We start from the raw sequence: 1,608 nt of genomic DNA, 5'->3' as shown, positions 1-1,608 counted from the left end.
GTCAACAAGCACTACGGCCCGCTGCACGTCCTGCAGAACATCAACCTCGAAGTCGCCAAGGGCGAGGTCGTCGTTGTCCTGGGACCCTCCGGCTCCGGAAAATCGACCCTGTGCCGCACCATCAACCGCCTGGAAACCATCGATTCCGGAAGCATCGAAATCGACGGGCAGGTCCTGCCCGAAGAGGGCAAGCTGCTGGCCAGGCTCCGCGCCGACGTCGGCATGGTCTTCCAGTCCTTCAACCTCTTCGCCCACAAGTCCATCCTGGAAAACGTGACCCTCGGCCCGATCAAGGTCAAGAACATGAAAAAGGCCGAGGCCGAAACGCTGGCGCTCTCCCTGCTCGAACGCGTCGGGGTAGCCAACCAGAAGGACAAGCTCCCCGCCCAGCTCTCCGGCGGCCAGCAGCAGCGCGTCGCGATCGCCCGCGCCCTGGCGATGCGCCCGAAGGTCATGCTCTTCGACGAGCCGACCTCGGCCCTGGACCCGGAAATGATCAACGAGGTCCTGGACACCATGGTCGGCCTGGCCAAGGAGGGCATGACGATGATCGTGGTCACCCACGAGATGGGCTTCGCCCGCAAGGCAGCGGACCGGGTCATCTTCATGGCCGACGGGCAGATCGTCGAGCAGGCGACCCCGGAGCAGTTCTTCACCAACCCGCAGAGCGCCCGGGCCAAGGACTTCCTGGGCAAGCTCATCACCCACTAGCACGACCCGCACCCTTTCGATGCACCCCGGACGGGAACAACACCCCTGTCCAGAAACCAAGGAGAACCAATGCGCAAGACTCGCATCGCGGCAGTGGCCGCCATGGCCGCCGCGGCAGCCCTGACCCTCAGCGCCTGCGGCGGAGGCGGCGGAGGCGCCGCCAGCGACAAGATCAAGATCGGCATCAAGTTCGACCAGCCCGGCGTCGGCTACAAGGACGGCAACACCTACAAGGGCTTCGACGTCGACGTCGCCAAATACGTCGCCAACGAGCTGGGCTACCCGGCGGAGAAGATCGAGTTCATCTCCACCCCGTCGGCAAACCGCGAAACAGCCCTGCAGAACAAGCAGGTCGACATGATCTTCGCCTCGTACTCCATCACCGACAAGCGCAAGGAATCCGTCGCGTTCGCCGGACCGTACCTGGTCGCCGGCCAGGACCTGCTGGTCCCGGTTGGTTCGACGATCGCCGGACCGGACGACCTCGACGGAAAGACCCTGTGCTCGGTCACCGGGTCCACCTCGGCGCAGAAGGTCAAGGACATGATCCCGGGCGTCAGGCTGCAGGAGCAGTCCGGCTACGCCGAATGCCTCGGCGGCATGTCCGGCGGCACCATCGACGCGGTCACCACCGATGACATCATCCTCGCGGGCCTGGCCGCGCAGCCGGCCAACGCGGGCAAGTTCAAGGTCGTCGGCAAGCCGTTCAGCGAGGAGAAGTACGGCGTGGGCCTGAACAAGGAATCCACCAAGTGCGCCGACATCAACAAGGCCATCGAAAAGATGATCGACTCCGGCGAATGGGAGAAGGCCATCAAGGCCAACACCGAGGGCACCGGCTACGTCCCGAACCCGGCCCTGAACCCGCCGAAGATGGATCCCTGCGCCTAACCCGCG

Annotated in this window: 2 protein-coding genes; both read left to right on the top strand. The window is 64.7% G+C overall.

What is annotated here, in order from left to right:
* The first annotated feature begins 21 nt into the window (after positions 1-21).
* The gene (locus ACIQLF_RS21800; RefSeq protein WP_400303322.1) at positions 22-711 is read left to right on the top strand and encodes an amino acid ABC transporter ATP-binding protein; all 690 of its coding nucleotides are present in this window, start codon (positions 22-24) and stop codon (positions 709-711) included.
* A 69-nt stretch (positions 712-780) separates the two neighbouring features.
* Positions 781-1,602 carry a glutamate ABC transporter substrate-binding protein gene (locus ACIQLF_RS21795; protein WP_400303320.1) on the top strand — a complete coding sequence of 274 codons (822 nt, stop codon included), beginning with the start codon at positions 781-783 and terminating at the stop codon, positions 1,600-1,602.
* Positions 1,603-1,608 lie beyond the last annotated feature (6 nt).

The sequence above is a fragment of the Paeniglutamicibacter sp. NPDC091659 genome (assembly GCF_044756805.1).
Taxonomy (GTDB): Bacteria; Actinomycetota; Actinomycetes; order Actinomycetales; family Micrococcaceae; genus Paeniglutamicibacter.
The sequence above is the reverse complement of the archived record's forward strand: the minus strand, read 5'-3'. Positions and strand labels throughout refer to the sequence as shown.

Coding starts and splice junctions, on each gene's coding strand:
- ACIQLF_RS21795 (WP_400303320.1), top strand. CDS start 781: ATGCGCAAGACTCGCATCGCGGCAGTGGCCGCCATGGCCGCCGCGGCA.